At 69.9% G+C, this 25,545-nt stretch carries 27 protein-coding genes; 18 read left to right on the forward strand and 9 right to left on the reverse strand.

Annotated elements, in window-relative coordinates; all coding sequences use genetic code 11:
* Positions 1-5 precede the first annotated feature (5 nt).
* Positions 6-869: a peptide chain release factor N(5)-glutamine methyltransferase gene (gene prmC, locus FB559_RS21010; protein WP_141957217.1), complete on the forward strand. Its 864-nt coding sequence runs from the start codon at positions 6-8 to the stop codon at positions 867-869.
* Positions 870-925: 56 nt separating this feature from the next.
* Positions 926-1,813 carry an L-threonylcarbamoyladenylate synthase gene (locus FB559_RS21015; RefSeq protein WP_141957218.1) on the forward strand — a complete coding sequence of 296 codons (888 nt, stop codon included), beginning with the start codon at positions 926-928 and terminating at the stop codon, positions 1,811-1,813.
* Here the strand turns inward: FB559_RS21015 and FB559_RS21020 are convergent.
* Together FB559_RS21020 and FB559_RS21025 are read right to left on the reverse strand one after the other, a co-directional pair.
* The gene (locus FB559_RS21020; RefSeq protein WP_141957219.1) at positions 1,807-2,196 is read right to left on the reverse strand and encodes a hypothetical protein; all 390 of its coding nucleotides are present in this window, start codon (positions 2,194-2,196) and stop codon (positions 1,807-1,809) included. The two genes, FB559_RS21015 and FB559_RS21020, sit on opposite strands and share 7 nt — an antisense overlap.
* Positions 2,197-2,489: 293 nt before the next feature.
* The gene (locus FB559_RS21025; protein ID WP_141957220.1) at positions 2,490-2,951 is read right to left on the reverse strand and encodes a hypothetical protein; all 462 of its coding nucleotides are present in this window, start codon (positions 2,949-2,951) and stop codon (positions 2,490-2,492) included.
* 179 nt (positions 2,952-3,130) lie between these two features.
* Between FB559_RS21025 and FB559_RS21030 the strand changes: the two genes are divergently transcribed.
* The 12 genes from FB559_RS21030 to FB559_RS21085 all read left to right on the forward strand — a co-directional run bounded on the left by FB559_RS21030 (position 3,131) and on the right by FB559_RS21085 (position 12,628).
* Positions 3,131-4,276, forward strand: coding sequence for an MraY family glycosyltransferase (locus FB559_RS21030; protein ID WP_141957221.1), 1,146 nt, complete (start codon positions 3,131-3,133; stop codon positions 4,274-4,276).
* Positions 4,277-4,383: 107 nt separating this feature from the next.
* Positions 4,384-4,812, forward strand: a complete 429-nt coding sequence (locus tag FB559_RS21035; RefSeq protein WP_141957222.1) for a Cg1360 family ATP-synthase-associated protein — start codon at positions 4,384-4,386, stop codon at positions 4,810-4,812.
* Positions 4,813-4,872: 60 nt separating this feature from the next.
* Positions 4,873-5,091 carry an AtpZ/AtpI family protein gene (locus FB559_RS21040; protein ID WP_141957223.1) on the forward strand — a complete coding sequence of 73 codons (219 nt, stop codon included), beginning with the start codon at positions 4,873-4,875 and terminating at the stop codon, positions 5,089-5,091.
* A gap of 82 nt (positions 5,092-5,173) precedes the next feature.
* Positions 5,174-5,962: a F0F1 ATP synthase subunit A gene (gene atpB, locus FB559_RS21045; RefSeq protein WP_141957224.1), complete on the forward strand. Its 789-nt coding sequence runs from the start codon at positions 5,174-5,176 to the stop codon at positions 5,960-5,962.
* A gap of 70 nt (positions 5,963-6,032) precedes the next feature.
* Positions 6,033-6,287, forward strand: coding sequence for an ATP synthase F0 subunit C (gene atpE, locus FB559_RS21050; RefSeq protein WP_141957225.1), 255 nt, complete (start codon positions 6,033-6,035; stop codon positions 6,285-6,287).
* A 35-nt stretch (positions 6,288-6,322) separates the two neighbouring features.
* Positions 6,323-6,880, forward strand: a complete 558-nt coding sequence (locus FB559_RS21055; RefSeq protein ID WP_141961829.1) for a F0F1 ATP synthase subunit B — start codon at positions 6,323-6,325, stop codon at positions 6,878-6,880.
* A gap of 2 nt (positions 6,881-6,882) precedes the next feature.
* Positions 6,883-7,698: a F0F1 ATP synthase subunit delta gene (locus FB559_RS21060; RefSeq protein WP_141957226.1), complete on the forward strand. Its 816-nt coding sequence runs from the start codon at positions 6,883-6,885 to the stop codon at positions 7,696-7,698.
* A gap of 38 nt (positions 7,699-7,736) precedes the next feature.
* Positions 7,737-9,374, forward strand: coding sequence for a F0F1 ATP synthase subunit alpha (atpA, locus tag FB559_RS21065; RefSeq protein WP_141957227.1), 1,638 nt, complete (start codon positions 7,737-7,739; stop codon positions 9,372-9,374).
* Between the two features lie 3 nt (positions 9,375-9,377).
* A complete protein-coding gene (locus tag FB559_RS21070; RefSeq protein ID WP_141957228.1) occupies positions 9,378-10,298 on the forward strand; it encodes a F0F1 ATP synthase subunit gamma in 921 nt (306 codons plus the stop codon).
* A gap of 8 nt (positions 10,299-10,306) precedes the next feature.
* Entirely contained in the window at positions 10,307-11,740 is a 1,434-nt protein-coding gene (gene atpD / locus FB559_RS21075) for a F0F1 ATP synthase subunit beta (protein ID WP_141957229.1), read from the forward strand.
* A 28-nt stretch (positions 11,741-11,768) separates the two neighbouring features.
* Entirely contained in the window at positions 11,769-12,158 is a 390-nt protein-coding gene (locus tag FB559_RS21080; protein ID WP_141957230.1) for a F0F1 ATP synthase subunit epsilon, read from the forward strand.
* Between the two features lie 32 nt (positions 12,159-12,190).
* The gene (locus FB559_RS21085; protein ID WP_141957231.1) at positions 12,191-12,628 is read left to right on the forward strand and encodes a DUF2550 domain-containing protein; all 438 of its coding nucleotides are present in this window, start codon (positions 12,191-12,193) and stop codon (positions 12,626-12,628) included.
* A 388-nt stretch (positions 12,629-13,016) separates the two neighbouring features.
* Here the strand turns inward: FB559_RS21085 and FB559_RS21090 are convergent, their stop codons facing one another.
* Positions 13,017-13,664: a TetR/AcrR family transcriptional regulator gene (locus FB559_RS21090; protein ID WP_141957232.1), complete on the reverse strand. Its 648-nt coding sequence runs from the start codon at positions 13,662-13,664 to the stop codon at positions 13,017-13,019.
* Positions 13,665-13,944: 280 nt separating this feature from the next.
* Between FB559_RS21090 and FB559_RS21095 the strand changes: the two genes are divergently transcribed.
* Positions 13,945-14,712: an oxidoreductase gene (locus FB559_RS21095; protein WP_141957233.1), complete on the forward strand. Its 768-nt coding sequence runs from the start codon at positions 13,945-13,947 to the stop codon at positions 14,710-14,712.
* Between the two features lie 48 nt (positions 14,713-14,760).
* Here the strand turns inward: FB559_RS21095 and FB559_RS21100 are convergent, their stop codons facing one another.
* Both FB559_RS21100 and FB559_RS21105 read right to left on the reverse strand, forming a co-directional pair.
* A complete protein-coding gene (locus FB559_RS21100; RefSeq protein ID WP_141957234.1) occupies positions 14,761-15,354 on the reverse strand; it encodes a cob(I)yrinic acid a,c-diamide adenosyltransferase in 594 nt (197 codons plus the stop codon).
* Positions 15,355-15,589: 235 nt separating this feature from the next.
* Complete coding sequence (locus FB559_RS21105; RefSeq protein ID WP_141957235.1) at positions 15,590-17,089, reverse strand: M20/M25/M40 family metallo-hydrolase; 1,500 nt, start codon at positions 17,087-17,089, stop codon at positions 15,590-15,592.
* Between the two features lie 193 nt (positions 17,090-17,282).
* Between FB559_RS21105 and FB559_RS21110 the strand changes: the two genes are divergently transcribed.
* Entirely contained in the window at positions 17,283-18,902 is a 1,620-nt protein-coding gene (locus FB559_RS21110) for a GMC family oxidoreductase (protein WP_141957236.1), read from the forward strand.
* 386 nt (positions 18,903-19,288) lie between these two features.
* On the opposite strand, the gene FB559_RS21115 is transcribed toward FB559_RS21110, so the two are convergent.
* A complete protein-coding gene (locus FB559_RS21115; RefSeq protein ID WP_141957237.1) occupies positions 19,289-19,942 on the reverse strand; it encodes a TetR/AcrR family transcriptional regulator in 654 nt (217 codons plus the stop codon).
* Positions 19,943-20,050: 108 nt separating this feature from the next.
* On the opposite strand from FB559_RS21115, the gene FB559_RS21120 reads away from it, so the two are divergent.
* Positions 20,051-21,016 carry an oxidoreductase gene (locus FB559_RS21120; RefSeq protein ID WP_141957238.1) on the forward strand — a complete coding sequence of 322 codons (966 nt, stop codon included), beginning with the start codon at positions 20,051-20,053 and terminating at the stop codon, positions 21,014-21,016.
* Here FB559_RS21120 and FB559_RS21125 read toward each other — a convergent pair.
* Together FB559_RS21125 and FB559_RS21130 are read right to left on the reverse strand one after the other, a co-directional pair.
* Entirely contained in the window at positions 21,003-22,031 is a 1,029-nt protein-coding gene (locus FB559_RS21125) for a sigma-70 family RNA polymerase sigma factor (RefSeq protein WP_141957239.1), read from the reverse strand. The two genes, FB559_RS21120 and FB559_RS21125, sit on opposite strands and share 14 nt — an antisense overlap.
* A gap of 31 nt (positions 22,032-22,062) precedes the next feature.
* Positions 22,063-22,950, reverse strand: coding sequence for an alpha/beta hydrolase (locus FB559_RS21130; RefSeq protein WP_141957240.1), 888 nt, complete (start codon positions 22,948-22,950; stop codon positions 22,063-22,065).
* A gap of 86 nt (positions 22,951-23,036) precedes the next feature.
* Between FB559_RS21130 and FB559_RS21135 the strand changes: the two genes are divergently transcribed.
* On the forward strand, positions 23,037-23,618 hold the full coding sequence (locus FB559_RS21135) for a hypothetical protein (RefSeq protein WP_141957241.1): 582 nt from the start codon (positions 23,037-23,039) through the stop codon (positions 23,616-23,618).
* Between the two features lie 47 nt (positions 23,619-23,665).
* Here the strand turns inward: FB559_RS21135 and FB559_RS21140 are convergent, their stop codons facing one another.
* A complete protein-coding gene (locus FB559_RS21140) occupies positions 23,666-25,165 on the reverse strand; it encodes an aldehyde dehydrogenase family protein (protein WP_141957242.1) in 1,500 nt (499 codons plus the stop codon).
* Positions 25,166-25,545 lie beyond the last annotated feature (380 nt).

Here is a 25,545-nt window from a genome sequence, read left to right on the forward strand (position 1 = left end):
AACCGATGAACCATCTGCTCTCCGACGAGATCGCCCGCGCGACGGCACGGCTGGCCGCCGCGGGGATTCCGTCGCCCCGGGCCGACGCCGAGGAGCTCGCGGCGTTCGTGCACGGCGTCAGGCGTGCCGAGCTGCACGGGGTGCCCGACGCCGCCTTCGACGCGCGCTTCTGGGAGGGCATCGCACGGCGTGAGGCGGGTGAGCCGCTGCAGCACATCACGGGCCGTGCGTTCTTCCGCTACCTGGAGCTGCGGGTGGGGCCGGGGGTGTTCGTGCCGCGTCCGGAGACCGAGGTGGTCGCGGGCTGGGCGATCGACACGCTTCGCACCATGGACGTCGGCGACCCGCTCGTCGTGGACCTCGGCACCGGCTCGGGCGCCATCGCGCTGTCCATCGCCCAGGAGGTCCCCCGCGCGCGCGTGCACGCGGTGGAAAAGGACCCGAAGGCCTACGTCCACGCCACCCGCAACGTCGAGGATCTGGACGAACGCGGCCGGGTCCGGTTGCACCTCGGAGACTTCGCCGACGCTCTGCGTGATCTCGACGGTACCGTCGACCTGGTCGTCAGCAACCCGCCGTACATCCCCATGTCCGAGTGGGAGTACGTCCCGGGGGATGTGCGCGACTTCGACCCGCCGCCGGCCCTGTGGGGCGGCGGCGACGACGGCCTGGACGCGATGCGCGTGGTCGAGCGCGCGGCGCGGCGGCTGCTGCGCCCCGGCGGCTGGGCGGCGGTCGAGCACAGCGACCTGCAGGGCAACCCGGTCTACTGGATCTTCGCCGAAGAGCACGGGTGGCGCGACATGCGCAACCACAAGGATCTGACCGGCCGCGACCGCTTCGTCACCGCACGCCTGGGCCTCGACTGAGCCCGTGCTCGAAGCCCGTGCGTGAAGGACTGCCGGGCGGTGGAAGAATGGCGGCCGTGAGCCGACGCTATGACTGCTCAGACCCGATGGAGCGCACGCGAGGGATCGCGGAGGCGGTCTCGGCCGTACGCCGCGGCGAGCTGGTGGTGCTGCCGACCGACACGGTGTACGGCATCGGTGCCGACGCCTTCACCCCCGCGGCGGTGAACGCGCTGCTGGAGGCCAAGGGCCGCGGTCGCGACATGCCCTCGCCGGTGCTGGTCGGCTCGGTACGCGCGGCCCAGGCGCTGGTCGAGGACTTCGGCACGTACGGACAGGACCTCGTGGACGAGTTCTGGCCGGGGGCGCTGACCCTGGTGTGCCGGGCCAACAGCACCCTCGCCTGGGATCTCGGCGACAGCAAGGGCACCGTCGCGATCCGCATGCCGCTGCACCAGCTCACGCTGGAGCTGCTCAAGGAGACGGGGCCGCTCGCGGTGAGCAGCGCCAACCGCTCCGGCGCCGCGCCGGCCCGCACCGCCAAGGACGCCGAGACACAGCTCGGCGAGTCCGTCGAGGTCTACCTCGACGACGGCACGAGCGGCGAGGCGGATCCCTCCTCGATCGTGGACCTCACCGGCGCCGTCCCTCGCCTCCTGCGCGCGGGTGCCATCTCCGAAGACCGCATCCGCGAGGTGTGCGGAGTGCTGCTCAGCGACGAGGACGAGCCCACCGAACACGCGGAAGAGCCGGCCGAGCCCGCCGAGGCGGCCAAGTCCGAGGAGCCTGCCGAGGCGGCCAAGTCCGAGGAGCCCGCCGACACGGCCGAGCCCGTGGAGATCGCGCAGGCGGAGGCGGCCGAGCCCGCGGCACCTGCTGAGCCCGCAGGGCCCGTGGAGACCACCGAGGCGACGAGCGGCACGGACGCGCCCGCAACCTCCGCCGAGGAGCGGCCCCGTCAGTAGCGCCGGCGCCAGCCTGCGCACTTCTTGGTCCGGAACACCTTCCGGTGCCACGTCCCGACACATTCCTGGACGTACAGGTGTCCGGTGTTCGCCGAGCTCACGGTCTGCCACGCGCGGTGTGCCCCGGGCCGGAGCGCCGCGACCCGTACGGAGTTGCCATGGTGCCGCTCGGTGAAGGTGAACCGGACGGCGGCGACGGCCCGGTCCTTCTTGACGTCCTTGAGTAAGAAGGAGAGCGTCGCCCTGGCCGCATGCGTGCGGTAGACGCCGAAGGCGTCCACTCCGCGCAGCCCGGCCGACCGCCAGAAGCCGGCCTCGGCGCCCGCCGGGACCGCGGTCAGCGAGAGCGCGGTGATGATGGCACCGGCCGCCAGAGTCACCATCGCGACTCCCCGCATTGATCCCCCTGATGATCGTTTCGCCGGAACGAAACGGCGATGGTAGCAGCCCGAACGCTTCGGTCCTTGCCCGGAAAAAGGGATGCGCAAGAGGGGGAGTCTCGCGTACGTGATGTATTCGTGACCGCGGTGGCCAAACCAATGCCCTCATTCGGGTGTCTAACGGATCAGGTCGGCACGTATCCACACGCTCCGAGAGATCGCCACCAAGCGGCGAGCCCCCGGGACCTGGGAGAACGCAGCGTCACCGGCGCCGCCCTCGGCCGTACGCGCGCCCGTCAGGCGCCCGGAAGGCAGACGGTGGAGGCGTCGATGCGCATGGAGGAGTGATGTCCGCCGTGGAGTTGGACGACCATTCGCACGATGGAACCTTCGCGCGCCATCGTGAAAGTACGGAATTTGCGCGTGATTGCCGGCGGGCGTTCGAGCCGATAACCCCGCGCCCGCGCCAATCCGATCGTGACATCGGTCGCATTGTCCAGATCGACGCGTGGATCGGGCCCGTGACGCAGGGGGACGGTGCCGCGCAGGAGCCGGCGGGACCTGCCGCCCCCGCACGGATGACGGTCGTTGAAGACGATCCGGGGGCGCGCGCCGGGCGCGCCGAGCCGTCGCGCACCCTCGGCCAGGACGCCGCGGGAGTCGGACTCGAGCCGATCGGCCGCCTCGGGCAGCGTCATGCCGTGCGCGCAGCCGGAGCCGAGTGCGAGAACAAGTGCGCAGATCCGGGTGACCTTCACGGGCGCACACTAGCGAGCACCGGTGCTGAGCTGCGGAGGCTCACGCAGGGTGACTGAAATGTGATGTGCCGGTCGCGGGACGTGAGTACCCGTGGACGCGCGTCCTGGTCGGCCGGGAGCAATAGAGTTGGTGCCTGGTTCGTAGCGGGCGCCGGCGCCCGGTCAAGGGAGGTGGAGCGGTGAGGGAGTACATCCTCACGTTCCTGACGGGCGCGATCGTCACCTACCTCCTTGTGCCGCTGGTGCTCAAGTTCGCCATCTGGTTCAAGGCGATGACCCCGGTGCGCGACCGCGACGTCCACGCGATCCCGACGCCACGCCTGGGCGGGCTCGCGATGTTCTTCGGGATGCTGGCGGCGCTCCTCATGGCCTCGCGCCTGCCCCACCTGCACAAGGTCTTCACCGAGAGCCCGACCTGGATCGGCCTGCTGTCGGCCGGTGGCCTGCTCGTCGTGGTCGGCATCGCCGACGACCGGTGGGAGATCGACGCGCTGACCAAGATGGCCGGTCAGGTCGCGGCCGCGGGCCTGCTCATCATGAACGGCGTGCAGCTCCTGTGGATCCCGCTGCCGGGCGGCACCCTCGTGCTGCCCCCGTCGTACGGCGTGCCGCTGACGATCGTCCTCGTGGTCGCGACGATCAACGCGGTCAACTTCATCGACGGCCTCGACGGTCTGGCCGCCGGCATCGTCGGCGTCTCGGCGCTCGCCTTCTTCCTCTACGCCTTCCTGGTCACGGTCGTCGTGCACCTCGACCACCAGTCGGCGCCCGCGCTCATCGCGGCGGTCCTCGCCGGCATGTGCGTGGGGTTCCTGCCGCACAACTTCAGCCCCGCGCGGATCTTCATGGGCGACACCGGGTCGATGCTGATCGGGCTGCTCCTGGCCACGTCCATGATCACGGTGTCGGGGTTCGACCCGGTCGCGCTGCGCGGCTCGATCAACCGGTTCCCGACGATCCTGCCGCTGATCCCGCTCGCGATCCTCGTCGTCCCGTACGCCGACATGCTGATGGCGGTGATCCGCCGCTCCTACGACCTCCGGTCGCCGTTCGCGCCGGACAAAAAGCACCTGCACCACCGGCTGCTCGACATGGGCCACTCCCACCGGGGCGCCGCCCTGGTGATGTACCTGTGGACGGGGCTGTTCTCGTTCGGCGTGGTCGCGCTGTCGGCGGTCAAGTCGCCGCTCGTGGTGCTGTCGGTCGCGAGCCTGGTCGCGATCGCGGCACTCGTCGTGATGGCCTTCCCGCAACTGCGGCCCCACGGGCGACGGCACCGTACGGCGGAGCGATCAGCTGATGAGCGACCACGGCAACCCGCCTGAACTGCGCACTTTGCCATTACTTGACGGGTAATCCTGGAGTCTGAGAAGCTTGTGATATCTTTCACGAGCGGGCAGCAACCACCCACTGTGAACACCCCGGAGCACACATGCACTCCACCGACGCCCGGATCCTCCGCGGCGCCGTGATCCCCACAAGTCTCGCCGGACTGGGCGCCATCATCGCCGGTCTCCTGCTCGCAGGAGGCAAGGGCGCGCTCGGCTCGGCCATTGGGGCTGTCCTCGTTCTCGTATTCTTCACCCTCGGGATGCTCGTCGTCAGCTATGTCTCGAGATTGTCGCAACAACTTGTGATGGCCGCGGGTCTGTTCGGCTACCTCGTCAAGCTGGTGGCGGTGATCGCGCTGATCGCGGCGCTCAACCACGTGACCGCCTGGAACGCCCACGCGTTCGGCTGGACCGTGCTCGCCCTCACCATCGTGTGGCTCGCCGCCGAGGTGAACGCCACGATCAACGCCAAGACCCCCTATGTCGACCCCGGCCGGGGGTCGCGTGACCTTGGCAAACCGGGCGCATGATGACATTGGACTACTCCAATATGACTATGCGGCAGGTGGCCTGCTATCGTCCGGAGCGCGATGACTGGAAATGGGCGTCTGCCCACCGAGTCGGAAGACCGCGAGTTCGCCAACGCCGTGTCGGCTGCCCCCGCCACCATTCTGGCTGGGATGCTGGTCTTCGGCGGTGCGGGCTGGCTCCTCGCTCGTTGGCTGGATATCCAAGCACTGCTACCCATCTTCCTGGTGCTGGGCCTGGTCTTCGCTGGATACCTGGTCTACGTCCGCTACGGCCGCTGAACGCGCCGAGCGGGGCCGTGGCCCACCGAGACGACAGCAAGGTTGCCGCCACGATGAGCTACGACAGCGAAAGGAACACCGGGTGAGCGCCCCGCACATCCTCGCCAAAGACTTCGAAGCCCCGGGACTCGGCCTGTTCGAGTGGAAGCCCCTCTTTCACATAGGCTCCTTCGCGGTCGCCAAGCCGATCGTCCTGGTCCTGCTGGTCATGATCATTGTTGTCGGCTTCTTCTGGGCCGCGTTCTCCAAGCCGCAGCTGGTACCCCGCGGCTGGCAGAACGTCGGCGAGGTCGCCTACGTGTTCGTGCGCGACGAGATCGGCCGGCCCTTCCTGGGCAAGGACGCCGAGCCCTGGATGCGCCTGCTGATCCCGGTGTTCTTCTTCGTGTGGATCGGCAACCTCATGTCGGTCGTGCCGGTCGCGCAGTTCCCGGTGAACTCCCGTATCGCGTTCCCCCTCGTGCTGGCCGTCCTGATCTACCTGACCTTCTGGGTCGTGGGGGTCAAGAACCAGGGCTTCTTCGGTCTGCTGAAGAACGCGACGATGCCGCCCGACCTGCCGAAGCCGCTGTACATCATCGTCATCCCGATCGAGTTCGTCTCGACGTTCTTCATCCGGCCGTTCACGCACGCCGTACGACTCTTCGCGAACATGTTCGCCGGTCATATCCTGATCGCACTCTTCGCGACCGTCGCCTTTCACTTCCTCTGGGAGAAGGTCACCCCGCTCGGCTTCGGCGTGGGCATCCTCGGAGTGGTCCTGACCATCGTCATGACCGCCTTCGAGCTGTTCATCCAGGCGGTGCAGGCCTACGTCTTCACACTGTTGGCCGCCTTCTACATAAGCGCCGGCCTCTACTCCGACCACTGAGACCCGACCGCAGATCGTCAACACCTGACCGGCGGAGACGACCCGCCGGCCGACTGTAAAGGAATTACGAATGTCCTTCCTCGCCGCCGCTACGACGACCGTCGCCGAGACGAACATCAACCCCGGCCTGAAGTCGATCGGATACGGCCTTTCCGCGATCGGCCCGGGCATCGGCGTCGGCATCGTCTTCGGCCAGGGCGTCAACGCGATCGCCCGTCAGCCGGAGCTGACCAGCACCATCCGCACGAACATGCTGCTGGGCTTCGCCTTCAGTGAGGCGCTCGCCCTGATCGGTCTGGTCGCGCCGTTCATCTACACCTCCTGACCCAGGTCCTCTGACGGAAGGCTGTGCACGCCATGATGTTGGCCGAACACGCCGCCGGGTTCCTTGCCGCGGAGACGAAGAACCCGAACCCCCTGCTCCCCGACGCGGCGGAGCTGGTCTTCGGTATCTTCGCGTTTCTCGTCGTGCTCTTCGTTCTCGGCAAGATGCTGATCCCGCGGATCCAGCAGACCCTCGCCGAGCGCACCGACGCGATCGAGGGCGGTATAAAGCGGGCCGAAGAGGCCCAGGACGAGGCTCAGCGGCTCCTCGAGCAGTACAAGGAGCAGCTCGCCGAGGCGCGGCACGAGGCCGCTCGTCTTCGCGAGGAGGCTCGCGAGCAGGGCGCGCAGATCATCGCCGAGATGCGCGAGCAGGCTCAGACCGAGGCCCAGCGCGTCATCGACCAGGCGCACACCCAGATCGAGGCCGACCGCCAGCAGGCGTTCACCCGGCTGCGCACGGAGATCGGTGAGCTGGCGGTCGACCTGGCCGGTCGCATCGTGGGCGAGTCCCTGGAGGACGAGGCCCGCCGCCGCGGCACCGTCGACCGATTCCTCGACCAGCTCGAGGACCGGGCGCGGGCGGAGGCCTAGATATGAGGGGCGCTAGCAGGGCATCACTCGCCGATGCGGAGGAGCGGCTCGATTCCGCGCTGTCCGCGGGCGAGGCCGCGACGCTCGGCGACGAGCTGTTCGCGGTGCTGCGGCTGCTCGATCGCGAGCACGTGCTGCGGCGGGCGCTGTCCGACCCGGCCCGGCCCCCGGAGCAGCGGGGCGAGTTCGCCGCCGCCGTACTCGAGGGCAAGGTCGCCGCGGGCACCGCCGAGTTCGTCGCGGACGTCGTACGGCTGCGGTGGACGCGGTCGATCGACCTCACCGACGCGCTCGAGCGGCTCGCCGTGATCGCCACGGTGGCGAGCGCGGAGGCCTCGGGCGACCTGGACGACCTCGAGGACGAGCTGTTCCGGTTCGGCCGCATCGTCGAGGGGCAGCCGGAGCTGCGCGGTGTGCTGGCCGACCGGCGCGTGTCGGTCGACCGCAAGGCCGAGCTGCTGACCGACCTGCTCGAGGGCAAGACGACCACGTCGGCATTGCGGTTGATCATCGAGGCGGTGACGCATCCGCGAGGACGTAGTCTTGAGCGTGTGCTGGCCGAGTTCGGCCGCATCGCCGCCGAGCGCCGTAACCGCCTTGTCGCGGTGGTCCGCACCGCCGTGGAGCTGAGCGAGCAGCAGAGGACACGCCTCGCCGCCGCGCTCTCGGCACAGTACGACCACGACGTTCACTTGAACATTGAGGTCGATCCCTCCGTATTGGGTGGAATGTCCATCCGAGTGGGGGATGAGGAAATCGACGGCACCATCGTTCGCCGCCTGGCAGACATCCGCCGGCGCATCGAACGGGCGAGCTGAACCCACGCATTGGACTCACGGAGAGAGACGAAGAAGACATGGCGGAGCTGACGATCCGGCCGGAGGAGATCCGGGGCGCGCTCGAGCGCTTCGTGCAGGCATACGAGCCGGAAGCCGCCGCGCGCGAGGAGGTCGGGACCGTCGTCGAGTGCTTCGACGGCATCGCCTTCGTCGAGGGCCTGCCCTCGGCCATGGCGAACGAACTCCTTGAGTTCGAGGACGGCACGCGCGGCATCGCGCTGAACCTTGACGTTCGGCAGATCGGTGTCGTCATCCTGGGCGACTTCTCCAAGATCGAAGAGGGCCAGCAGGTCCGCCGTACCGGCGAGGTCCTGTCCGTCCCGATCGGCGACGGCTACCTGGGCCGCGTCGTGGACTCACTCGGCAACCCGATCGACGGCAAGGGCGAGGTCGAGACGAGCGGTCGTCGCGAGCTCGAGCTGCAGGCGCCCGGCGTCATGCAGCGCCAGCCCGTCGGCGAGCCCCTGCAGACCGGCATCAAGGCGATCGACGCCCTGACGCCGATCGGCCGCGGCCAGCGCCAGCTCATCATCGGCGACCGGCAGACCGGCAAGACCACGGTCGCGATCGACACGATCCTGAACCAGAAGCAGGCGTGGGAGACCGGCGACCCCGACAAGCAGGTCCGCTGCATCTACGTCGCGATCGGCCAGAAGGGCTCGACGATCGCGCAGGTGCAGGCGACGCTGCGCGACGCCGGCGCGCTGGAGTACACCACCATCGTGGCGGCCCCGGCCTCCGAGCCCGCGGGCTACAAGTACATCGCCCCCTACACCGGCTCGGCCATCGGCCAGCACTGGATGTACGAGGGCAAGCACGTCCTGATCGTGTTCGACGACCTGTCCAAGCAGGCCGAGTCCTACCGCGCGATCTCACTGCTGCTGCGCCGCCCGCCGGGCCGCGAGGCGTACCCCGGTGACGTCTTCTACCTGCACTCGCGTCTCCTGGAGCGCTGCGCGAAGCTCTCGGACGAGCTCGGCGCCGGGTCGATGACGGGCCTGCCGATCATCGAGACCAAGGGCAACGACGTCTCGGCCTACATCCCGACCAACGTCATCTCGATCACCGACGGGCAGGTCTTCCTGGAGACCGACCTGTTCAACCAGGGTGTCCGCCCGGCCATCAACGTCGGTATCTCGGTGTCCCGCGTCGGCGGCGCCGCGATGACCAAGGCGATGAAGAAGGCCACGAGCAACCTGAAGCTGTTCCTGTCCCAGTTCCGTGACCTCGAGGCGTTCGCGGCCTTCGCGTCCGACCTCGACGCCGCGTCGCGCGCCCAGCTGGACCGCGGGTCACGCCTGGTCGAGCTGCTCAAGCAGCCGCAGAACGACCCGTTCCCGATGGAGGAGCAGGTCATCTCGATCTGGGCTGGCACCAACGGCGAGCTGGACGAGGTGCCGATGGAGGACATCCGCCGGTTCGAGAGCGAGCTGCTCGACCACATCAAGCGCAACGAGTCCGGCCTGCTGGAGACGATCCGGGAGACCGGCAAGTTCGACGACGACGCCGCCACGAAGCTCAAGGACCTGATCAAGGACTTCAAGCAGGGCTTCGAGACCACGAGCCACGGCCTCCTCGTCGAGGAGGAGACGGTCGAGGCGATCGACGAGGGTGACGTGGAGCAGGAAAAGATCACCCGCGTGAGGAAGAAGTAGCGGATGGGCGCCCAGCTTCGCGTCGTAAGGCGGCGCATCGCCTCGACGAAGTCGATGGCGAAGATCACGCGTGCGCAGGAGCTCATCGCCTCGTCCCGCATCGTCAAGGCACAGCAGCGGGTCAAGGAGTCGGGTCCGTACGCCCGGCAGATCACGCGCGCGATCTCCGCGCTGGTCAGCCACAACGTCGGCATCAGCCACCCGCTCCTGGCGGAGAAGCCCGATTCCAAGCGGGCCGCGGTGCTCCTGATCACGAGCGACCGCGGCTTCGCCGGCGGCTACAACGCCAACGTCCTCCGCGAGGCCGAGGGTCTCATGACGTTGCTGCGCGAACAGGGCAAGGAGCCCGTTCCGTACATCGTCGGCCGCAAGGGTGTCGGCTGGTACCGCTTCCGTGAGCGGGACTTCGCCGCCGAGTGGACCGGTTTCAGCGACAACCCGCGCTTCGAGAACGCCGAGACGATCGGCCGTGCCCTCGTCGAGGAGTTCAACAAGGAGACCGAGGAGGGCGGTGTGGGCGAGATCCACATCGTCTTCACCGAGTTCGTCTCGATGCTGACGCAGACCGCCCAGGTACGCCGTCTCCTCCCGTTGGAGATCGAGGAGGCCGAAGAGCTTCCCGACGAGGATGCCCAGGGACGACTGCCGGCGTACGACTTCGAGCCCTCGGCCGTAGCCGTCCTCGACGCCCTTCTGCCGAACTACATCGAGAGCCGGATCTGGCACATGCTGCTCCAGGCCGCGGCCTCCGAGCACGCACAGCGCCGGCGGGCGATGAAGTCGGCGACCGACAACGCCAAGGATGTGATCGAGAACCTGACCCGGGTGGCCAACCAGGCCCGTCAGGCCGAGATCACGCAGGAAATCAGCGAGATCGTCGGTGGCGCGAACGCGCTCGCCGAGACGTCCGCGGGGAGTGAGTGAGAGCCACCATGACTGCTTCGGTAGAAGAGACAGCCACGGCGACGGGCCGGGTAGCCCGTGTCACCGGCGCCGTGATCGACGTCGAGTTCTCCGTCGACACGATGCCCGAGATCTACAACGCCCTGAAGATCGACGTCACGCTCGGCGAGCGGGAGCGGACGCTGACCCTCGAGGTCGCCCAGCACATCGGCGACAACATGGTCCGCGCCATCTCGCTGCAGCCGACCGACGGTGTCGTCCGCGGCGCCCCGGTGGTCGACACCGGCGAGTCGATCTCGGTGCCGGTCGGCGACGGCGTCAAGGGCCACGTGTTCAACACGATCGGCGAGTCCCTGGACGTGCCGACCTCCTCGCTCGAGGTCACCGAGCGCTGGCCGATCCACCGGCACGCGCCGGCGTTCGACCAGCTGGAGAGCAAGACCGAGATCCTCGAGACCGGCATCAAGGTCATCGACCTGCTCACCCCGTACGTCAAGGGTGGCAAGATCGGCCTGTTCGGTGGCGCGGGCGTCGGCAAGACGGTGCTCATCCAGGAGATGATCACCCGTGTCGCGCGTAACCACCGTGGCACCTCGGTGTTCGCGGGCGTCGGTGAGCGTACCCGTGAGGGCACCGACCTTCTGCTGGAGATGAAGGAGGCGGACGTCCTCAAGGACACCGCCCTCGTCTTCGGCCAGATGGACGAGCCGCCGGGCACCCGTCTGCGGGTTGCGCTGTCCGCACTGACCATGGCGGAGTACTTCCGTGACGTCCAGAACCAGGACGTCCTGCTGTTCATCGACAACATCTTCCGGTTCACCCAGGCGGGTTCGGAGGTCTCCACGCTGCTCGGCCGCATGCCGTCCGCCGTGGGTTACCAGCCGACCCTGGCGGATGAGATGGGCGAGCTGCAGGAGCGGATCACCTCGACCCGTGGTCACTCGATCACCTCGATGCAGGCGATCTACGTGCCCGCGGACGACATCACCGACCCCGCGCCGCACACGACCTTCGCCCACCTCGACGCCACCACGGTGCTCTCGCGTGCGATCACGGAGAAGGGCATCTACCCCGCGGTGGACCCGCTCGACTCGACGTCGCGGATCATGGACCCGGTCATCCTCGGCAAGGAGCACTACGACGTCGCCCAGGAAGTGAAGCGGATCCTCCAGCGCTACAAGGAGCTGCAGGACATCATCTCCCTGCTCGGCATCGACGAGCTCGCCGAAGAGGACAAGGTCACGGTGGAGCGGGCGCGGCGTATCGAGCGCTTCCTGTCCCACCCGATGTACATGGCCGAGGCGTTCACCGGCCAGGTGGGCGAGAACGTCCCGCTCAGCGAGACGATCTCCTCCTTCAAGGCGATCACCGAGGGCAAGTACGACCACCTTCCGGAACAGGCGTTCTTCATGGTCGGCGGCATCGAGCAGGCCGAGAAGAAGGCCTCGGAACTGCAGAAGTAGCCCGGCCGGAAACTAAGAGGAGAGCCAAGTGGCGAAGCTGCACGTCGAGCTGGTCTCACCCGAGCGTGAGATCTGGGCCGGCGAAGCCGATATGGTCGTCGCCAAGACCATTGACGGTGAGTTGGGCATCCTGCCCGGCCATGCGCCGGTCCTCGGCGTGATGGTGGACGGTAGTGTCGTGCGCATCAAGCCGGCCGATGGCGGCGACGTCGTCGCGGCCATGGTCTCCGGCGGATTCTTCTCGGTCGCCTCCAACGAGGTGTCGGTGCTCGCCGAGTACGCCGAGCTGGGCGGTGAGATCGATGTTCGCGCCGCCCGCGAGGAGTACGAACGCGTCTCGGCGTCCGAAGGCGACGAGGCCGCCGCGGCCCAGCGCCGCGCGCGGGCACGACTGAGAGCCGCCGGCGAAGAAGTCTGATCTTCACCGATCTCCGGGGGGAGCAGGGGGGAGTGGGCGGGTACCTGGCACTGAACGTAGGCGGGGTCCTTGCCGCTGTCCTGCTGGCGGTCGTCGCCGTGTTCGCCATGCTGTCGCTCCGGCGCTGGCTGCTCGAACGCCGTGGCGGCACGGTCGAGTGCAGCCTGCGTGAGCCGGACGGCCGTGGCGTATGGCGCCTCGGCATCGGCCGCTACAACGGTGACGAGCTGCTCTGGTTCGCGATCTTCGGTTTTCGTTTCAGGCCCCGGCGGGTCGTCCACCGCCGGGGCCTTGTCGTTGCCGGCCGTCGCCAGCCGGAGGCCGCCGAGGAGGCGGCCCTGCACCCGGACACCGGCATCGTCGAGGTCCAGGACGACGGGCACACCGTCGAGCTGGCGATGAGCGGCGCGGCGCTGACGGGGTTCCTCGCCTGGCTGGAGTCCTCCCCGCCGGGGTCCTCGCTCAACTGAGACGTTCTCAGGTGCTGGTCCCGGGCAGGCCGCTGACAGGGGCGGGATCGCGTTCCACCCACGCGGCGGTCTCGGGATGGGCGAGGGCCGGGTACCGGTGGCCTCCTCGATGGCCTGGACGTTCTTCGCGATCCTGGTCCAAGAGGCGGGGCACCCCCTCGCGGGCGCCGTACTCGTAGAAGCTGTTCTGCCCGCGGCCGGCGAAGCCCGGCAGGGTCGGCTCGCTGATCGGTCCGGGCGCGCCGCTGATCGGCTGCCCCCCGCCTCGAACTGCAGGGTGATCGAGAAGGCCGGCCGCGCCCGCCCGGCCAGAAGGCGTTCGCTGTGGTCATGGTGCCGCTGGGCCGACCTCGCGAAGGTGGGTTCGCGGACCTGCACGGGACCGCCGTCAGGTGAGCAGTTCGTGGTGGAGGGTCCGGGCGAGCCAGTCGCGGAAGTCCTCGTACGTCCAGTCGCGATCACCGACGAGGTGACGGTGCAGGCCGGGGTCGTTGTAGACGGTGATCACGTCGGCGGCCCGCTCCGGGGTGAGCCGGGGGGTGAGGGCGCCGGCGGCGACTAGGAGGGCGACGACCCGCCGCGCGCCCTCGCGCCGTTGGCGTCCGATGTCGGCCCACAGGGCGGCGACGTCGGTGTCGGTGTCGGCGGCGGTGCGGACCACCTCGTACAGGGCCGACACCCCTGCCACGATGCGGGCGAGGATGTCGGCGTAGGCGGCGATGATGTCGGCGCCGTCGTCCAGGGCCTGCATGTCCCGCGACTCGGGCCGGTCGGCGAGGGGGACGCGGCGGTCGTCGCCGATCAGGGCCTGGTCGTAGGCGGTCTTGAGCAGCCAGGGCTTCGCTCCGGCCGCGGTGAAGACGGTCGACCGGCTGACCCCCGCGGCCTCGGCGATGGCGTCGATCGACGTGCCGGCGTATCCGCGTGCGGCGAAGAGATCGGATGCCGCGGTGAGGACGGCGCGCCGGGTCGCCTCGGCCTGCTGGGCCCGGATGCCCGAGCGGTAGGTCCCTTTGGCCGGCGGCCTCGCACTCATGTCCTCGCTCCTGGTCCGCTCCGTGGTCGCCGCCGACCACGTGGTGTGCGCGCTCGTCGCGCGCCGAGCCTACCGGCCGTCTCGCCGCGCCTCTCCGGACCGGGGCTGGTGAGCCACCGTGCCGGGGCGCGGCGGTGAGACCATCTAATTTGGTCGGACTCTCAGTATGATAATTTAGCCTTCAACAAAGTGGCCGCTCTGTTGGGAGCTCCGCTCGTCCGCGGAACTCCGGTGCACCGGCGCTTCCACCTCGACCGAGCACCCTCGGAGGAGCATCTTCATGTCCGTCGCACAGGCATTCGTCCCGACAACCCCGGTTCCAGGCGAGTTCGCGGGGCGGCGCGCCCTGGTCACCGGAGGGTCGCGCGGGATCGGCGCGGCCGTGGCCCGGCACCTCATCGACGGCGGGGCGACCGTCGTCACCAGCGCCCGCAACCGCACCGAGGACACCCCGAAGGACTCCACCTTCATCAGTGCCGACATCCGCGGCGCCGACGGGGCCCGCCGTCTCGTGGACGGAGCGCTCGACGCCCTCGGCGGCCTTGACCTCCTGGTGAACAACGCGGGCGCGGCCCGCGCGCACCTCGCGGGCATTCCGGACGAGGAGTGGGAGGACTCCCTCGCGATCAACTTCCTGTCGGCCGTACGGGTGACCTCAGCCGCCCTGCCGGCCCTGCGGAAGAGCGAACGGGCGGCCATCGTCAACGTCTCGTCGGGTGTCAGCACCGATCCGCCCGCGCCCGTCCTGCACTACGGCGCGGCCAAGGCGGCGCTGGAGAGCTGGTCCAAGGGCCTTGCAACCCAGCTGACGCCGTCCGGCATCCGGGTCAACACCGTCGTCCTCGGCATGGTCCTCACGCCCGGGGGCAGCGAGGTGCTGGCGCCGATGGCGGGGGCCATGGGCGGAACGGCGGAGCAGGCGTACGCCGCGGTTCCGATCGGCCGTGGCGGCGACGCCCGTGACGCCGCCGAGGCGATCGCGTTCCTGCTGTCCGACCGTGCCCAGTGGATCGCCGGCAGTTCGCTTCACGTCAACGGAGGGGCCTGACCGCGACGGGCGAAGCACGGAGAGCCGGCGCGTCACCGGCCCCGAGCCTCAGCGTTCGCCGCCCGGCTTCCACAGCACGTCGCCGTGGTCGGCGTTGGCCACCCGGCCGAGGATGAACAGCAGGTCGGACAGGCGGTTGAGGTAGCGCGCGGTGAGCGGGTTGATGTCATCATGCGCGTCGAGGGCCGCCCAGGTCCCGCGCTCGGCCCGGCGTACGACCGTACGGGCCACGTGGAGCAGCGCCGCGCCCGCGGTACCGCCGGGAAGGATGAAGCTGCGCAGCGTCGGCAGCCCGGCGTTGTGCGTGTCGCAGGCCGCCTCCAGCCTGTCGACGTACTCCTCGGTGACCCGCAGCGGAGGGAACTCCGGCGCCTCGACGACGGGCGTGCACAGGTCCGCGCCCACGTCGAACAGCTCGTTCTGCACGCGCTGGAGGAGCGTGGCGACCTCCTCCGGCAGGCCGCCCAGCGTGATCGCCACGCCGATGGCGCTGTTGGCCTCGTCGACGTCCGCGTACGCCACGAGCCTCGGGTCGTTCTTGGAGGTACGGCTCATGTCGCCGAGGTTGGTCGTGCCGTCGTCGCCGGTACGGGTGTAGATCTTCGAGAGCACGACCGGCTGGTCATCGCGGTTCTTGGGCATGACACCAACCCTAGCCACGAGGGCCCGGCGGGCTCACGCGTCCATGGCATGGATTCGCCGGCACAGGCAACGCTGGACGCCGTCTGCGGCGTCTTCCCAGGTGACAGCCGTTCCGCTTGCGCGGGACGGCCTCACAAGCGGTGCCCGGCGGACCTCGGGGGCGTGCCGGGAACCGCGATATCGCGACGGGCCCCCGGCCGCCCCGTACGGGCGCGGCCGGGGACCCGTCCCGCACTCAGCGGACGTCGACGCCCGCGGGGGCGCGGAGCACGGTGTGCGTGACCGCCTTGCGCGCGGCGATCCGGTCACCGTTGACCGGCAGGGTGCTCTTGGCGAACACCTGGACGGCGTGCGCGGCACCGTCGGACAGCTGGTCGAGAATGGTGGAGTTGTTGTTGTCGTAGGTGTCGCAGGCCTGGTGGTAGCAGCCGTCGTACGCCTTGCCGGCCTCGCCGCCGTAGATCGCGGCCTCCTCGGGCGTCTTCAGGCCCTCGGCGCCGGAGTCCAGGCCGCCGGCCGGGATGCCGTTGTCGATGAACGGTCCGTAGTCCGAGCGCCCGTCGAACGTGCTCGGGGAGGTCTGCAGCGAACGTCCGCCGTAGTAGTCCAGGAAGACCTTCTCGATCGCGCCGGAGCCCGCGGGCGGGTTGGTGCCCGCGCCCTCGGAGTCGTCGCCGTCGTAGACGCCACGGCGGCCGTTGGGCGAGCCCAGCATGTCGAAGTTGAGGTTCAGCGCGATGGTGGCCTTCTGGTCGGCGCTCAGGTGGGTGACGTAGTAGGTCGAGCCGAGCAGGCCCTCCTCCTCGGCGCCCCAGAAGGCGAACCGGACCTTGTTCTTGATGTCCCCGCCGAGCTTGGCGATCTGCTCGGCGACGGTGAGGGCCGTGGCCGTGCCGCTGCCGTTGTCGTTGATGCCCGGGCCCTTGACCACGCTGTCGAGGTGGGCGCCCATGACGACCACGTTGTCGGCGCGGCCGCGCGCGGTGTCGGCGATCACGTTGTGCGCGGTGCGCCTCTCGTTGATCGTGTCGGTCTTGATGTGCAGCTTCAGCGTGCCCGACGCGGCGGCCTTGGCCAGGTCGGTGCCGAGCTGGAAGGTCGGGCCGATGATCGGGATCTGGAAGGGCTGGCTGGCCGTGCCCGCGACCGGACCCATCCGGTCGGGTGCCGCCCCGTCGTTGTAGATCGCGATGGCGGTGGCGCCTGCGGTCACCGCGTTCGTGACCTTGACGGAGAAGTTGCAGCCACCCCGCTTGACCAGCGCGATGTCGCCCTTGGTGAACCCGGTGAAGTCCTCGGCCTCGCAGCCGCTGCCCACTCCGGCACCGGCCGTGTCGATCGCCTCGGCCGTCGCGGTGACGTCGCCCGAGCCGGAGAAGTCGAGCGTGTCGTAGTCGGTGCCGTACGTGTAGACGGGGCCACCGGGCTGGTCGAAGACCGCGGGCGTCTTCTCCTTGAAGTAGTCGAAGGGGAAGTCCTGCACCGTCGGCTTGTAGCCGGCCTTGGTCAGCTCCTTGACGACGTACTTGGTCGAGATCTCGAAGCCGGGCTCACCCGCGGCGCGGGTGCCGCCGTTGTAGGTGGCGATCGTCTGGAGGTCCTGCTGGTGTCTACGGATGTCTTTGAGCTTGACCAGCTTGTCGAGCCGCGGATGCGCGGCCGCGTCCGCCGGAACCGCCGTCGTGATCGAGGCGGCGGCCAGGCCCATGAGGGTAGCGATGGCGAGTTTGCGCACGAGCGCCCTTTCTCAACAGGTAAAGCGGAGGTAATGCCCAGAGATTGACATCTCTGGCATCCCGCCGCCAGCCGTTGTAACCGACTAGTTGTCGAGTTCGGCAGTGTTGGCTAGAACACGGTTCGGTGGACTGCCCCAGAACGCCCGTAATCGATAGTGTTTCGCCGAGGTTCCCCAAGCTCCGGAGGCGGCCGTGTACGACTACGTCATCGTGGGTGCCGGTAGTGCGGGCTGTGTGCTCGCCGCGCGGCTCAGCGCCGACTCCGGTGCCCGCGTACTCCTGCTGGAGGCGGGCCCGGCCGACGACGCGCCCGAGATCCGTATCCCGGCAGGCCTGCAGACGCTCTTCAAGGGCCCCTACGACTGGGACTACACGACGACGCCCCAGGAGAACGCGCAGGGGCGCGGCGTCTACTGGCCGCGCGGCCGCACGCTCGGTGGGAGCTCGTCCACCAACGCGATGATCTACATCCGTGGTCATCGGCACGACTATGACACCTGGCGGGACGACTACGGCTGCAAAGGCTGGGGCTATGCCGACCTGTTGCCCTACTTCCGGCGTGCGGAGGACCAGCAACGGGGCGAGTCGGAGTTCCACGGCGTCGGCGGGCCGCTGCGTGTGGAGGACCTGCGCTACAAGCACCCGCTGACCCGCTCGTGGGTCGAGTCGGCGAAGGCCTTCGGCCTGCCCGCCAACAACGACTTCAACGGCGCCGAGCAGGACGGCGTCGGCTACTACCAGGTCACCCAGCGGCGCGGACGGCGCTGGTCGACGGCGGACGCCTACCTCCGGCCGGTCCTGGACCGCCCCAACCTCACCGTGCAGACCGACGCGCTCACCACGAAGGTCCTGGTGGAGAACGGCCGGGCGACCGGCGTCCGCTACGTGACCGGTGGCCGCGAGGAGGAGGCGCTCGCCCAGCGCGAGGTCATCCTGTGCGGCGGGGCGGTCAACTCACCGCAGCTGCTCATGCTGTCCGGGCTCGGCCCCGCGGACCACCTGCGCTCGCTGGGCATCGACGTCGTCGCGGACCTGCCCTCGGTCGGCACCGGGCTCCAGGACCACCCGATCGTGCCGGTCCGGTGGCACACGCCCGGGACCAAGTCGGTCTGGGAGGTCGCCAACCTGCGCAACCTCATGCTCTGGCAGACGCTGGGCCGCGGACCGTACGCCTCCAACGTGGCCGAGGCCGGGGGGTTCGTCCGGACCACACCGGGGCTGCCGGCACCCGACCTGCAGTACCACGTGCTCGGCACCCCGTACGTCGGCCAGGGCCTGGTCGACGTCGCCGAGCGGATGATCTCCGTCTTCGCCACGGTGGTCTCGGTGGCGAGCCGCGGCAGCATCACCCTGCGGTCGGCCGACCCGCGCTGGAAGCCGCTGATCGACCCGGCGTACCTCAGTGAGCGGGCCGACCTGGAGGTGCTCCTCGCGGGCGTCGGCCAGGCCAGGGAGATCGCGGCGAACCGCCCGTTCGCGCGGATCAGCGGCGGCGAGGCGGCTCCCGGCGAGGGCATCGACGTGACCGACTGGATCCGTCACGAGGTCGTGACGCTGTACCACCCGACGAGCACGTGTGCGATGGGCGGCGGCGACGAGTCGGTGTGCGACCCGGAGTTGCGCGTACGCGGCGTGGACGGGTTGCGTGTCGTGGACGCCTCGGTCATGCCGGCCGTGCCCCGCGGCAACACCAACGCCCCGACCATCGCGATCGCCGAACGCGCCGCCGACCTGATCGCGGGCGGCCCGCTGCTGCCTTCCGCGGACCCGGCTTCCACCGACGGCCTGCTCCCTGCCGCCGACCAGCCGTAGATCTGGATGAACGCCCTCCGCCTCGCCAGTGATGTCCGACAGCCGCCGCGAAACGCACGGGCGACACCGCCGGCCGGGCACAGACGAAGAATCCCGCCCGGCCGGGGGGTTCCGGCGTGGGCGGGATTCGGCTGAGCGGGCCGACGCGGGTTCACCGCGCGCGGCTCTTCCGCGTCCGGCGCCCGGCCTCGACGTCGGCGTTCAGCTCGCGTACGTGCTCGTTCATGATGGCCCTGATGATGTCGGGATGCATGTCCGGCTCCTCCTGCTGCGAACCGGTCGATCCGGCCTCGCAATACCAAGATTCGCGCTAAGCCGGGTGCCCCCACATTGGGACGATGCACTATCTCTTCGGCCGATGCCGCCTCAGGCCTCCTTAGGGCGCCTTAGTCCGTCCCAGACGGCCTTAGGGGCCCGGCGGCCGCCTCGCTCCCCGCTCGGCTCGGCCGGGTACGGAGCCCTTCGGACACCACCGTGACGAGCCGGCTCAGCGCGGTGCCGTGCGGGTCGTCGGCCTCGCGCGCCAGACAGCCCGCCATCAGGGCCTTCACGTCCGGGTACGTGATGTCGGCCCGTATCGCTCCCGCTTCCTGTGCACGGACGAGCATGGTGCGCAGCCGGCCCGAGACGTCGCAGCCGGCGCGAACGGCGGCGGTCTCCACGTCGTAGCCGGCGCCGGCCAGGGCCTCGGCGAGTCCCCGGTGGGCCGCACCCTCGTGGACCAGTGTGGCGAAGAAGGTGAAGAACGCGGTCGCGGCGTCATGGGTGCCGGCGACCTCGTCCGCCTGTTCGGTGAGCTGCCTCATGCGGTCGAGCAGGACCGCCGCGAACAGCTCCTCCTTCGTGGGGAAGTGCCGGCTGACGGTACCGGTGCCCACGCCGGCGCGGCGCGCGATCTCGTGCACCGGCACGGACAGCCCTTCGGCCGCGAAGACCTCGGCCGCCACCTGGAGCACCTGGGCGCGGTTGCGCCGGGCGTCGGCGCGTAGTGCCCTGCCGGGTTTGCGGCCGTCGGCATCGCTCGCGGCGGGATCGTCCATCGCGGGGCCGCGTCTCCTCTCGGGGTCGACAAGCGGGACGGCCGTCCCGTATATTTCCCAGAACCGGGACGGCTGTCCCGATTCTACCCCGTGCACCGGAGATGTCAGATGGTACTGAGCACGAGGCGGCGCTGGACGGCTGCCGACATTCCTGACCAGCGAGGACGCACGGCCGTGATCACGGGCGCGAACACGGGGCTCGGCTTCGAGACGGCCAGGCTGCTCGCCGAACGCGGCGCCACCGTGATCCTGGCCTGCCGCGACACGGTCAAGGCGGCGGACGCCGCGGCCCGCATCACCGCACTGGCGCCGGACTCGACGGTGCGCACACTGCGGCTCGACCTGTCGTCACTGGCTTCGGTCCGGCGTGCCGCCGAACGGCTCCGCGCCGACCACCCACGGATCGACCTGCTCGTCAACAACGCCGGCGGAGTCAGGCGGCGGTACGCGGTCACCGAGGACGGCTTCGAGCTGACCTTCGCCACCAACCACCTCGGCCCGTTCGCGTTCACCGGCCTGGTCCTGGACCGGCTCCTGGCCGTACCAGGGGCGCGGGTCGTCACGGTCGCCAGCATCGGGCACCGGCGGGGCACCGTCGCCTTCGACGACCTGCACTTCACCCGCGGATACCGGTACGCGCACGCGTACTTCCAGTCCAAGCTCGCGAACCTCATGTTCACCTACGAACTCCACCGGCGGCTGGCCGCGGCCGGCGTGCCGGCCATCGCGGTGGCCGCCCATCCCGGCAACGCGCGCACGGAGTTCGGCCGGGAGATGCCGCTCCCGGTCCGGGTCATGATGCGTCCGCAATTCCGGATGCTCACCTGGTGGCTGATGCAGAGTCCGCAGAAAGCGGCCCTGGCCACGGTGCGCGCCGCGGTCGACCCGGAGGCGCGCGGCGGCGACTACTACGGCCCGCCGGGCCGTGCCCAGTTCACCGGGTATCCCACCCGCGTCCGGTCCACCGCACGCTCCCACGACATGGCGGCAGGGCGCCGTCTGTGGCAGGAGTCCGAACGGCAGACCGGCGTCACCTACCCACTCGCGGAACCGGCACGCGTCACACCGTCCTGAAGTGGTCCCGGCCCCCGATCCGCGGTGGTGGGGAGGACCTGCCGAGGCCGAACCTCGCGGCCAGGCCAGGATCGCCGAACACCGTGATGCGGGCGATCCCGGCGTAGGTCGTGGTGAGCACGGCGAGCCCGAACGCCCGGTGGGTCCCGTCCTCGCCACGAAGGAAGGCCGCCGCCGCGGGCTGGCCGTTCGCGACGACCGGGACCATCCGCCAGTCCCCGGGAGTGCCGAGGAACCGGGTGACGTAACGCATGCAGTCGCGGCGGCCGTCGAACCATGTACGAGACGGCACCATCTCCAGGGTCGCGTCCTCGCGCAGCACCCGCTCCAGAGCCGCCACGTCGGCGTTCTCGAAGGCGGCGATGTAGGCCTCGAGCAGAGCGCGGGCCCGCGGATCGCCGGGTTCGCCGGCCTGCTCGACGCCGGCCGCGCCCACCTCGTCGAGCCGGGCGCGCGCCCGCTGCAGCGTGCTCTTGACCGCGGCCGTCGTGGTGTCCAGCATCGTTGCGACCTCGGCCGCACGGAATGCCAGCACCTCCCGCAGGATGAGCACGGCCCGCTGCCGCGCGGGCAGGTACTGCAGGCTGGCGACGAGGGCGAGCCGGAGGCTTTCCCGCAGGGCGACGATCGCCGCGGGATCCGCGGAGTCCGGCGTCACGAGCGCGTCCGGGATCGGCTGGAGCCAGGTGACCCCGGGGCCCGCCGCGACCGGCGCCCCGTCCGGGTCCTCACCCGGGCCGCCGAGCCCGGACGGCAGCGGCCGCCTGCCGCGGTGTTCCATCGCGGTCAGGCAGACGTTGGTCGCGATCCGGTAGAGCCAGACCCGCAGCGACGACCGTCCCTCGAACCCGCCGTACGAACGCCACGCCCGCAGGTAGGTCTCCTGGACGAGGTCCTCGGCCTCGTCCAGCGAGCCGAGCATGCGGTAGCAGTGCGCCAGCAGTTCACGCCGGAACGGTTCGGCGAGCCGGGCGAACTCCGCGCTCTCCGGTCCGGCCCCTGGGCTCGGTGGCATCGTCACTCCTTCTCGCGTCCGGGCGGGCCGGTCAGAGACCGAGTCTCGGGCGCACCCACGCCGCCAGTGAGCGGATCGCCTCGTCCGCCTCGGGCGCGCGCCCGGCGGTCATCTGGAAGCTGTGCTGCTGGCCGGGGAAGACGTCGAGCCGCACTTCCATGCCCGCCTTACGCGCGTGCTCCTCCAGCAGGTGGGCGTCATCCACCAGTGTCTCGTCGCCGCCCGCCTGGATGTAGACCGGCGGTAGCCCGGTGAGGTCGGCGTGGAGCGGGTTGGCCAGGGGATCCCGCGGATCGCCGTCCGTCCCGAGGAACAGGTCCGCCAGCGCCTGCACGACCTCCCGGTAGAAGAAGGCGTCCTTGTCACGGTTCGACTCGTACGACCCGCCGAGGACCTCCATGTCCACCCAGGGGGAGAGCGGCATCGACGCGGCCGGCAGCGGCAGGCCCCGCTCGCGGGCGCGCAGCATCGTGGTGATGGCCAGACCGCCACCGGCGGAGTCCCCGGCGAACGCGATGTGACGAGCGCCGACGCCCTGGCCCAGAAGCCAGGCGTACGCGTCCGTGGCGTCGTCGACCTGGGCGGGATGGAGGTGCCCGGGTGCGAGGCGGTACTCCAGGATCAGCGCACGTACGCCGGCCGCCTTGGCGAGGTGGGCGTAGAGCTTGCGATGCGTGTACATCGATCCGCTCATGAACCCCCCGCCGTGCAGGCAGAGCAGCACACGGTCCTCGGCGCATCCTTTGGGCACCGCCCACATCGCGGGAACGCCGCCCGCGTCGGTCTCCAGATAGTCGACTCCACGCGGTTCGGCGGTCAGGTCACCCCAGCCATCGATGTCGGGCTCCCGCGACTCGATCATGGCTCGCGTCCAGCCCCGGTAGAGCTCTTTCACCGTTTGTGACTGCTTGCTTGGCATGTGTCCTCTTTCGGCCGTGTCCGTCGCCTATGAAGACCGTCGTCGCCGGAAAAGGAATCGCTCTGCTCTAGTAGCGTTGCTCCGCTATGTCGCAAGATGCGGAGTCCGTGCCGGTGAGAAGCCCGGCCACACTGCCGCTGTGGGCCGTCGCGCTGTGCTGTCTCGTCATCACGACGGCAGGGTTCGGCGCCTTGCTGAGGCTGGCCGCGCCCGAGGTGAGTACGGCCGCGGATCTGTCCGGCGGTCTCGTGGTCGGGCTGGTCGCGGCCGCCCTGGTCGCCGCGGGCCTCGCGGACCGGCGGTTCCGCCACGGATGGAGCCGGACGGAGCGGATCGCCATGGCGCGGGCCTACCGCTCCGGCGAGGCCCCCGCCGACCCCGTACTGGACCAGGCCGTCCTCGCGATGATCACGCGGAAGCGCCGCGTCCTGCGGTGGCAGGCGAGGTACGGCCCATGGTCGATCGCCCTGCTCGGCGTCGCCGACCTGACCAGCGTGATCAGTGACCGTGTCGGGACCGGGCTCCCCGGCTTCGTCTTCTTCGCCGCCGCCATCGCCCACACGCGCATCGCCCCGCCGCGGTCGCTGCGGCGGCTCGACCGGCTCGAGATCGCCATCGGCGAACGCCGGTCCCACCCCGCCGTGGTCCCGTTCGTGAGCGGTGGCTGAGGCGGGCCGCCGGGCGTACGGGCCCGGCGGCCGTGCTCACTCCGTGCTCACTTGTAGCGCTTGGCGTGCAGGAGGTTGACGAGCTGCAGGGCCCTGGCCATGTCCTTGTCCGTCCGCTTGAAGGACGAGAGGTTCACCGACGAGAACCGCTGGCGCGTGATGGCCTTCGCACGGGCGAACTCCCGCAGGCCGTCGGCGCCGTGGATGCGCCCGAAGCCGGAGTCGCCGACCCCGCCGAAGGGCAGCGCCGGCACGGCCGCGAAGGCAACCACCGCGTTGATCGAGGTCATGCCGCCGCGCAGCCGGCGCGCGGCGCTCATCGCCGCCGACTTGCTGTTCGAGAACACCGTCCCGGCCAGGCCGTACTCCGTCGCGTTGGCGCGGGCGATCGCCTCGTCCACGCTCTTCACCCGGTGCACGGTGATGGTCGGGCCGAACGTCTCCTCGCGTACGGCGGAGGAGTCGTCCGGCACGTCGAGCAGGATGACCGGCTCGACGTAGGGCTCCTTCACCGACGCGGAGCCGCCCACGATCGCCTTGCCGCCCTGGGCCACGGCCTCGTCGATGTGGCGTTTGATCACGCCGAGCTGGCTGGGCATGGTGATCGGGCCGTACGAGGCGCCGCGGTCCTCGCCGGGCCGCAGCGCGCTCGCCTGCTCGGCGAGCCGGTCGACGAACGTCTCATAGACACTGTCGACGACGTAGACGCGCTCGACGCCGATACAGGTCTGGCCCGCGTTGGACATGGCGCCCCAGAGAGCGGCCTCGGCGGCACTGTCCACGTCGGCGTCCGCGTCCACGATGAAGGCGTCCTTGCCGCCGCACTCGGCCACGATCGGGGTGAGACGCTCGGCGCAGGCGGCCATGACCTTGCGCGCCGTCGGGGTCGACCCGGTGAAGGCGATCTTGTCGACGGCTCCGCGGGTGAGCGCGGCGCCGGTCTCGCCCAGGCCGGTGACGACCTGCAGCACCGGCTGCTCGGGCACGACTCCGGCGACGATCTCGGCGAGCAGCAGGGCCACGCCCGGGGTGTACTCCGAGGGCTTGAACACCACCGCGTTGCCCGCCGCCAGCGCGTACGCGATCGACCCCACCGGCGTGAAGAGCGGGTAGTTCCACGGGCCGATGACACCGACGACGCCGAGCGGCTGATACTCCAGCACGCACTTCTGGTTGATCGCGAGCATGCCGGGGAAGACGCCGCGCGGGCCGAGGACCTTTTCGGCCTTACGCGCGGCCCAGTCGAGGTGCGTGACGGCCAGGATGACTTCGAGCTGGGCGTCCTCGATGGGTTTGCCGGTCTCCTGGTGGATCAGGCTGGCGACCCGGTTGAGCGAGCGCGTGAGGGCGCCCTTGATGTTGAGCAGCCGGATCCGCCGCTCTTTCCACCCCAGGCCGGCCCACCACACGGACGCGGCACGTGCGCGTTCGATCGCGGCGTTCACCGCCTCCTCACCGTGGACCGGATGCTCGCCGACGAGCTCGCCGGTCGCCGGGTTGAGAGACCGGAAACTCTCCGTGGTCTCGGCATCCATGGTCGCCGTCATCGCCACCACCCACTAGAAGGACATTCTGGTACTTCGTAAATTACCGCAACCGGACCTGTCCCGGCCTGGACGTTCCTGTTCGTTCCGGTGCGATCCGGCGCAGTGGGGTTGGTCCAGGCCAGTCGGTGTTTCGAGGTCCGTGCGGGTGAGGCGGGTCCTGGGTCATCGGGGGAGTTCGCGCTCCAGCTCAACGGCGCGGCGGGTTGCCTCGTGCAGCAGCTCGGCGCCGGCCGGCGTGGCGGTGATGATCATCCGGCGGCGATCGCGTCACCAACACCACCGGCCCGGCCGTGCTGGCAGTCGCCGCCGCGCTGGCGCTGGTCCGGCTCGGCCGGGCACCCAGAATCGCTGATCGCTGAGCGACTGCCCGACCGGCGGGG

Source organism: Actinoallomurus bryophytorum (assembly GCF_006716425.1).
Classification (GTDB): Bacteria; Actinomycetota; Actinomycetes; order Streptosporangiales; family Streptosporangiaceae; genus Actinoallomurus; species Actinoallomurus bryophytorum.

Coding starts and splice junctions, on each gene's coding strand:
- atpE (WP_141957225.1), top strand. CDS start 6,033: ATGTCCTTCCTCGCCGCCGCTACGACGACCGTCGCCGAGACGAACATC.
- FB559_RS21090 (WP_141957232.1), bottom strand. CDS start 13,664: ATGAGTGCGAGGCCGCCGGCCAAAGGGACCTACCGCTCGGGCATCCGG.
- FB559_RS21095 (WP_141957233.1), top strand. CDS start 13,945: ATGTCCGTCGCACAGGCATTCGTCCCGACAACCCCGGTTCCAGGCGAG.
- FB559_RS21125 (WP_141957239.1), bottom strand. CDS start 22,031: ATGCCACCGAGCCCAGGGGCCGGACCGGAGAGCGCGGAGTTCGCCCGG.
- FB559_RS21040 (WP_141957223.1), top strand. CDS start 4,873: ATGACTGGAAATGGGCGTCTGCCCACCGAGTCGGAAGACCGCGAGTTC.
- FB559_RS21020 (WP_141957219.1), bottom strand. CDS start 2,196: ATGGTGACTCTGGCGGCCGGTGCCATCATCACCGCGCTCTCGCTGACC.
- FB559_RS21115 (WP_141957237.1), bottom strand. CDS start 19,942: ATGGACGATCCCGCCGCGAGCGATGCCGACGGCCGCAAACCCGGCAGG.
- FB559_RS21055 (WP_141961829.1), top strand. CDS start 6,323: ATGTTGGCCGAACACGCCGCCGGGTTCCTTGCCGCGGAGACGAAGAAC.
- atpA (WP_141957227.1), top strand. CDS start 7,737: ATGGCGGAGCTGACGATCCGGCCGGAGGAGATCCGGGGCGCGCTCGAG.
- FB559_RS21060 (WP_141957226.1), top strand. CDS start 6,883: ATGAGGGGCGCTAGCAGGGCATCACTCGCCGATGCGGAGGAGCGGCTC.
- prmC (WP_141957217.1), top strand. CDS start 6: ATGAACCATCTGCTCTCCGACGAGATCGCCCGCGCGACGGCACGGCTG.
- FB559_RS21135 (WP_141957241.1), top strand. CDS start 23,037: ATGTCGCAAGATGCGGAGTCCGTGCCGGTGAGAAGCCCGGCCACACTG.
- FB559_RS21035 (WP_141957222.1), top strand. CDS start 4,384: ATGCACTCCACCGACGCCCGGATCCTCCGCGGCGCCGTGATCCCCACA.
- FB559_RS21070 (WP_141957228.1), top strand. CDS start 9,378: ATGGGCGCCCAGCTTCGCGTCGTAAGGCGGCGCATCGCCTCGACGAAG.
- FB559_RS21100 (WP_141957234.1), bottom strand. CDS start 15,354: ATGCCCAAGAACCGCGATGACCAGCCGGTCGTGCTCTCGAAGATCTAC.
- FB559_RS21140 (WP_141957242.1), bottom strand. CDS start 25,165: ATGACGGCGACCATGGATGCCGAGACCACGGAGAGTTTCCGGTCTCTC.
- FB559_RS21130 (WP_141957240.1), bottom strand. CDS start 22,950: ATGCCAAGCAAGCAGTCACAAACGGTGAAAGAGCTCTACCGGGGCTGG.
- FB559_RS21120 (WP_141957238.1), top strand. CDS start 20,051: ATGGTACTGAGCACGAGGCGGCGCTGGACGGCTGCCGACATTCCTGAC.
- atpD (WP_141957229.1), top strand. CDS start 10,307: ATGACTGCTTCGGTAGAAGAGACAGCCACGGCGACGGGCCGGGTAGCC.